Below are 6,210 nucleotides of genomic sequence, written 5' to 3'. Positions count from 1 at the left end.
CCACCCCGTCCCGCCCTTGCTGCCCCGTCCCGCCCTGCCCCGTCCTGCGTGCTACCCCGTCCCGCCCTGTTCCCCCTGAAGCAGTGCGGCTTCCCCCCCACCGACTCCGTCCCCCCCGCCGTGCTGCCCGTCCCTGCTGCCGGGGAGCATTAGCATTCGCCGTGCCGACGCCTCTCGCCGGGATATTCCCCTGCAATATCAGCAACTTGATTCATCCGACCTGGCGGAACGGGCACGGCTGTGGGCGCGGAGCCGGAAAAAACTCCTGACCCTTCCGGGCGTCGGCCTAACGTGTGACAGCCTTGTTGACGGGATGATGGAGGAACCCGTGCGCCTTCCGGTCGCCGCCGCACTGCTCAGCCTGGTCGCCTGCTCTGAATCGACCGAAGGCACCACCCCGAAGCTCGAGGGCCTCATCAATCCGCTGCAGCGGCTCGTCACCCCCGCGCGCGTCTGCAACGCCGGAGGCGGTTCGGCGGGATGGCGCCTGGAGCTCATCGGCAGCCGCTTCACCCCCGTGCCCCGCGACGCGCTCACCGACACGCCCTCCGTGGAGCTACCCCAGGTCTCGCTGAGCGGCCCGAGCGACTACACGCTCCCCGCCGACCACCTCTTCTTCGCGCGCACCGAGCTCATGCGGATGGACCTGCCCACCCGCGACAGCACCCCATCGAACGTGCTGCCCCCCGGCGCCTATACCGTCGCCGTGACGAACCCCCTCGGCGGAACTTCCGAACTCGAGGACGGCCTGCGCGTCGTGCCGCCGCCGGTCATCACGAACATCACCGCGCCCCAGGGCTTCCACTACAGCGCCGGCAGCCCCCTCGTCATCGAAGGCAGCGGCTTCCGCGCGGACGCGCTGCCGCTCATCGTCCTTCAGCGCGAAGGCGAAGAGGACCGGCCCCTCTTCACCCTCACCGTCGTCTCCGACACGCGCATCGAAGCCGAGGTGCCCCCCGCGACGCCGGAGGGCACCTACGCGCTCACCCTCACCAACCCCGAGGGCTGCGCCACCACCCGGCCCCAGGCCCTCACCGTCGCCTATCCGCGGCTGGGGACCCTCACCGTGGCGCCCCGCAGCGGGCCCGCCACCAGTGACACGACCATCACCCTGACCAACCCCGCGTCCAGCGGCTCGGCGCCCTTCACGCCCGGCGACCACGACGTGTACCTCGTCGCGCCCGTGAAGACGGATCCCGGCCAGACGGTGAACATCCCGCTGTACGACGTGACCTACGTCTCCGCGACGCAGCTCAAGGCCACCGTGCCCAGTTGCTCCGGCTTCGACACGCCGCCCGTCACGGGTCCCACGTGTCCCGGCGGCATCGTGCCCGGCACCTACGGGCTCATCGTCGCGGACCCCAGCGGCGCCTTCGGAACCATCCCCGCGTCCTCCGGCTTCACCGTCTCCCCATGAACGCCCTCGCCCTGCTCGCGGTCGCGGCGCTGGCCGCCGCTCCCTCCTCCAAGAAGGACAACGGAGGTCCCATCTTCATCGCGCCCAAGGTGGGCTTCATCAAGCCCGTCACGTCGCTCGGCGGCGACCTCTTCCTGGGCGGCGAGGTGGGCTACCTCACGCCCCTGCTCCAGCGGCGCCTCGCGCTGGTGCTGGAGGTGAACTACCACCGGCCCTCGACGTCGGGGACGCTGCGCGGGCCCCAGCTGGACAACCTGGGTCAGCCGATTGAGTCGCCGTACACGCTCGCCGAGCGCGAGGTGGCCATCCAGCTGTCCGCCGTGTTCCGCTTCCCGCGCGCGCTCGGGCCGCTCACGCCCTACGTGGGCGCGGGCCCCGGCCTGTACCTGCACCGCGCGACGGTGGAATCGTTCGACAGCACCGCGTCGGAGAGCGGCGGCGGGCTGGGGTTCCAGGCGCTCGCGGGCGCGGAGCTGCCGCTGGGTCCGGGCGGCGCCTTCCTGGAGGCGAAATACCACTTCGCCCCGGTGGACTTCCTCACCACCGGCGACGTGAACGCGGGCGCGGTGCTCGTAGCCGTGGGCTACCGGCTGCGCCTGTAATCACGGCAGCGCCTCAGGCCCGGCCCACCGGCGGGCGCAACATCCGCAGCAGGTGCTGGGCCAAGAGGTCGCGCGTGGCCTGGAGCACGGAGCCCATCAGGTGGTGCAGCGCCTCCGCGGTGTCGCCATGGGCTTCGCGCACGCGCTCGGAGCGGCCGTCGAAGATGCGCAGCCGGCCGGGCACCAGCGAGATGACCGGCAGCGACGGATGCCGCTTGCGCAAGAGCCCCAGGAACAGCGGGTGGTCCTCGTCCGGGCGGCGCAGGTCCACCACCACCAGCGCGGGCTTGTTCTCCTTGATGGAGGCGAAGGCGTCATCGGGCTCGCCCGTGGCGGACACCTCCACGTCCGGCTCCGCGTCCAGGAAGCGGCTGAGCAGCGCGCGGGACGCCGGATGCGGGCTGACGACCAGGACCCGCATCAGCGCGATGCCCGGAAGGACACGGGCCTCCAGCCGGCGGGCGGAACACGGCGAGCAGCGGCGGGGCAGGTCCAGGCCATGGGGTGAGCAGGTAACGCCCGGCCCCCCCTCAAAGCAATCCATCCCGCGTCCAGAAGGCACGCAGTGCCTCCAGGCAGCCAATCGTTCGCGCCCGTGGCTTCTTCCCGCCGTGCGGGCCACAGTGGCGGAGCGCCTTCCAACCCGCTACTTCCCTCCCCGCGCGAGTCTCCCCCCACGTCGGCTCCCCGAGTCCCGAGCGTCCGCCATCGAGCCCCTGCCCTCCCCCGCCACCGAGCTGCACTACGACAGCGGCACGCTGGTGGCCCCGACGCTGCCCGACGACGCGCGCCTGCACGCGCTCTTCCAGAAGGACGGGCGCACGGGCGTCTTCCGCGCGCCCGCGCTGCACTACCGCGACGTCGTCCTGCGCCTGCGCGAATGCGGGCTGCCCTACGAGGACCGGGCCAAGCGCTTCGAGCCGGTGGAGCTGCCCCTCACCGTCCCCATCGAGCCGTTCCCGCATCAGCGCGCGGCGCTGGAGGCCTGGACGCGCGCGGGGGGCCGGGGGCTGGTGGAGCTGCCCACGGGCGCGGGCAAGACGCTGCTGGCGGTGCTGGCCATCGCGTGGGTGAAGCGGCCCACGCTGGTGGTGGTGCCCACGCTGGACTTGATGGCGCAGTGGCAGGGCGTGCTCGCGAAGCACTTCTCCGGCCCGGTGGGCATGGTGGGCGGCGGCGTCAACGACCGCCAGACGCTCACGGTGACGACGTACGACTCCGCGGCCATGCAGATGGAGTTCACGGGCAACCGCTTCGGCCTGCTCATCTGCGACGAGTGCCACCACCTGCCCGCGCCCAGCTACCGCTTCATCGCGGAGGGGACGCTCGCGCCCTACCGGCTGGGGCTCACCGCGACGCTGGAGCGCGCGGACGGCGGCGAGCGCGTGTGCGAGGAACTCCTGGGCCCGCTGGTGCACCGCACGGGCATCGACGAGCTCCAAGGGCAATACCTGGCCCCCTACGAGGTCCGCCGCATCGAGGTGCCGCTGACGCCCGACGAGAAGACGCGCTACGACGAGGCGCGAGGCCGCTACCTCACGTTCGTGAGGAGGCTGGGCGTGCCGCTCGCGTCACCCGAAGGCTGGGCGCGCTTCCTGGCGCAGAGCCAGCGCAGCGACGAGGGGCGCGCGGCGTACCGGGGCTACCGGGAGCAGCGCCGCATCGCGCTCACCTCCAGCGGCAAGCTGGACGCGCTCTGGAAGATATTGCTGGAGCACCGCGAGGACCGCGTCATCGTCTTCACGGACGACAACGAGACGGTCTACACGCTGGCGCGCAAGCTGCTGCTGCCCGCGCTCACGCACCACACGCCGCTGCCGGAGCGCAAGGCGCTGCTGGCCGCGTTCGCCAGCGCGGAGCTGCCGGTGCTGCTCACCTCCCGGGTGCTCAACGAGGGCGTGGACGTGCCCGAGGCCCGCGTGGGCGTGGTGCTCAGCGGCAGCGGCAGCGTGCGCGAACACGTCCAGCGCCTGGGCCGCATCCTGCGAAAGCGCCCCGGCAAGCGCGCCCTCTTGTACGAGGTCTGCTCCGCGCAGACGGCGGAGAGCGGCATCAGCGAGCGGCGCAGACAGCACCGCGCCTACCAGGAACCGGAGGGCCCTCCCGATGCTGACGCGTGAGCTGCTCGCCTCGCGCGTGCGCGAAGGCATCCTGCGTCCGTCCTTCGTGAAGACGCACGACCCGTCCCTCCAGGCGCTCGCGAAGGAGCTGCTCGCGGACGCGGAGGCCTTTCGCGGCCAGAGCCGCGACGACGTGGAGGAGTCCTTCAGCCTCAAGGCCGGCGCGTTCAGCCGCCCCAAGGTCGCGCGCGGGCTGGTGAAGCTGCTGCTCGACCGGCTCCTCTTCGACGAGGCCGGTGAAGGCGCCACGGAGGCGCGCTGGCGCACGCTGCTGGTGGGCGCGAAGGTGCTGCGGACCCTCACTCCGGACACGACCCTGGAGGCCTACGAAGCGCGCCTCACGGAGGCCCTGGGCGCACCGCTCCCCGACACCCGCGAGGCGCTGTACTCGGACCTGCCCGGCAACCGGAAGCTGCTCGGCTGGGACGGGGAGGCGCTCACGCCACAGGGCCTGCTGGACCGCTACAACCTGGCGCTCGCGCAGGGGCCGCTGCTCAACGCCCGGCGCCTCACCCTGCGCGCCCGGTCGCCGGAGCTCCTGCGCGTGCGCAAGCTCTTGCGCTGGCTGAAGTTCTGCCGCCTGGTGGCGGAGGTCCGGCGCGACGGCGAGGACTGGTCCCTGGAGGTCGAGGGCCCCGGCGCGATGCTGTCCCTGCAGAAGAAGTACGGCCTGCAGCTGGCGAGCTTCCTCTCCGTGGTCCCCGTCCTGGAGCGCTGGGAGCTGTCCGCGGTGCTGGAGGACGCGCGCAAGAAGTCCACGCTCCAGCTCTCCCACGAGGATCCGCTGGTGTCCCCGCTGCCCGCCGCGCTGGGGCACGTGCCCCCGGAGGTGGCCGCGCTGGCGGAGGGCTTCGAGGATGACGCCTGGGGGCTGGACCTGACGCCCCTGCCCCGCCACACCGGCGCCGCCGGCCTGTGCGTGCCCGACCTCACCTTCCGCCACAAGAAGACGGGCCAGCAGGTCGCGCTGGAGCTGTTCCACCCGTGGCACGCGGCGCCGCTGTCACGTCGGCTGGCGGAGCTGCGCGCGCGCCCCGACCCGGGGCTGCTGCTGGGCGTGGACCGCGCGCTGGCGAAGGAGGCGGCGGAGCGGCAGGTGCTGGAGGATCACCCGCAGGTGGTGCTCTTCAACGGCTTTCCCTCCGTCCGGAAGCTGCGGGAGCGGCTGTCGCGCTGGGACGGCGCGGCGGAGGCCGGATGAGCGCCGGAGCGCCTTCAGCTGCGCGGTTTGAACTGCGAGGCCAGCACGCTGAGGATGCGGATGGAGCCCCGGTCCAGCTGCTTCGCGCGGCGCAACAGCCGGCGCAATTCCGCGGACTCGCCGTAGTCGGACGGAGGCTCCGCGGCCCACTTCACGTCCTGCGACGGCTTCAGACCCAACGCCTCGTCCGCGGAGATGGACAGCACCACGCACAACCGACGGAAGGTCTGGATGCTGGGCAGCATGTGCCCGCGCTCCAGACGCCCATAGACTTCACTCGCGATGCCAATGCGCTCCGCCACGTCCGCCTGGGTCAGGTTCAGGCGGGTGCGGGCGACGCGGGCCGCACCTCCGAGCCGGGATGCGAGGGTCTTTTCCATGGGGTCGTTAACCTACCGGGTTCGCCCATGTCGATATGACTTGAGAGGTTGGCTTCCAAGAACTTCCGGGGTAGGCTTTTCGCGACACAACCTCTTGCGTCAAGCCTGTCCGCACCACCCACTGCCTTCATGCGAGAGCCCTCCAACCCTCCCAGCTTCCTGTTCGTGGACGCGGATCCACGCGCGCTCGCGGCGCTGCGGCGGCTGGCCAGGTATCTGCCCGGCGACAAGCGCTTCGCCCAGGGCGTGCGCGAAGCGGAGCGGCTGATGGGGGAAGCGCCGCCGTCCGTGGTGGTGAGCGGCCAGGGCCTGCCGGATGGCGACGGGCTGTGCCTGCTCACGTGCGTGCGCGCCCGGCATCCGCGCGCCGCCTGCGCGCTGCACACCTCGCAGCCGCCGTCGCGCGGGCTGCGGGAGAAGGGCATCACCTGGATGGACCGCGCCGCGCCGCCGCAGCAGGTGCTGGCGCTCCTGGCGTCGTTGGGTTGAC

The 6,210-nt window shown here is 72.1% G+C and carries 7 protein-coding genes; 5 read left to right on the top strand and 2 right to left on the bottom strand.

From position 1 onward, the window contains the following. Positions 1 to 328 precede the first annotated feature (328 nt). Together AABA78_RS14285 and AABA78_RS14280 are read left to right on the top strand one after the other, a co-directional pair. On the top strand, positions 329 to 1,417 hold the full coding sequence (locus AABA78_RS14285) for a hypothetical protein (RefSeq protein WP_338263573.1): 1,089 nt from the start codon (positions 329 to 331) through the stop codon (positions 1,415 to 1,417). After that, positions 1,414 to 2,019 carry an outer membrane beta-barrel protein gene (locus AABA78_RS14280; protein WP_338263572.1) on the top strand — a complete coding sequence of 202 codons (606 nt, stop codon included), beginning with the start codon at positions 1,414 to 1,416 and terminating at the stop codon, positions 2,017 to 2,019. Before AABA78_RS14285 ends, AABA78_RS14280 begins: the two co-directional genes overlap by 4 nt. A 13-nt stretch (positions 2,020 to 2,032) precedes the next feature. Here AABA78_RS14280 and AABA78_RS14275 read toward each other — a convergent pair whose 3' ends face one another. Beyond that, a complete protein-coding gene (locus AABA78_RS14275; RefSeq protein ID WP_120552676.1) occupies positions 2,033 to 2,443 on the bottom strand; it encodes a response regulator in 411 nt (136 codons plus the stop codon). A 292-nt stretch (positions 2,444 to 2,735) separates the two neighbouring features. Here AABA78_RS14275 and AABA78_RS14270 point away from each other — a divergent pair, with 292 nt between their 5' ends. Together AABA78_RS14270 and AABA78_RS14265 are read left to right on the top strand one after the other, a co-directional pair. Beyond that, positions 2,736 to 4,139, top strand: a complete 1,404-nt coding sequence (locus AABA78_RS14270) for a DEAD/DEAH box helicase family protein (protein ID WP_171415436.1) — start codon at positions 2,736 to 2,738, stop codon at positions 4,137 to 4,139. Continuing rightward, positions 4,126 to 5,340 (top strand): DUF790 family protein, encoded by a 1,215-nt coding sequence (locus tag AABA78_RS14265; RefSeq protein WP_338263571.1) that lies wholly within the window; start codon positions 4,126 to 4,128, stop codon positions 5,338 to 5,340. Before AABA78_RS14270 ends, AABA78_RS14265 begins: the two co-directional genes overlap by 14 nt. Before the next feature lie 14 nt (positions 5,341 to 5,354). Here AABA78_RS14265 and AABA78_RS14260 read toward each other — a convergent pair whose 3' ends face one another. Continuing rightward, a complete protein-coding gene (locus AABA78_RS14260; protein WP_120528580.1) occupies positions 5,355 to 5,720 on the bottom strand; it encodes a helix-turn-helix transcriptional regulator in 366 nt (121 codons plus the stop codon). Between the two features lie 129 nt (positions 5,721 to 5,849). Between AABA78_RS14260 and AABA78_RS14255 the strand changes: the two genes are divergently transcribed. Continuing rightward, positions 5,850 to 6,209 (top strand): response regulator, encoded by a 360-nt coding sequence (locus AABA78_RS14255; RefSeq protein ID WP_171415427.1) that lies wholly within the window; start codon positions 5,850 to 5,852, stop codon positions 6,207 to 6,209. The last annotated feature ends 1 nt before the right edge of the window (position 6,210 follow it).

Origin of the sequence: Corallococcus caeni, from assembly GCF_036245865.1 — a bacterium.
In the GTDB taxonomy this organism is placed as follows: Bacteria; Myxococcota; Myxococcia; order Myxococcales; family Myxococcaceae; genus Corallococcus; species Corallococcus caeni.
Note: the sequence above shows the minus strand (reverse complement) of the source record. Positions and strands in the feature narration are given on the sequence as shown.

Bases quoted from the DNA above. Each gene is read 5' to 3' on its own strand.
- AABA78_RS14280 (WP_338263572.1), top strand. From the start codon at position 1,414: ATGAACGCCCTCGCCCTGCTCGCGGTCGCGGCGCTGGCCGCCGCTCCC.
- AABA78_RS14265 (WP_338263571.1), top strand. From the start codon at position 4,126: ATGCTGACGCGTGAGCTGCTCGCCTCGCGCGTGCGCGAAGGCATCCTG.
- AABA78_RS14260 (WP_120528580.1), bottom strand. From the start codon at position 5,720: ATGGAAAAGACCCTCGCATCCCGGCTCGGAGGTGCGGCCCGCGTCGCC.
- AABA78_RS14255 (WP_171415427.1), top strand. From the start codon at position 5,850: ATGCGAGAGCCCTCCAACCCTCCCAGCTTCCTGTTCGTGGACGCGGAT.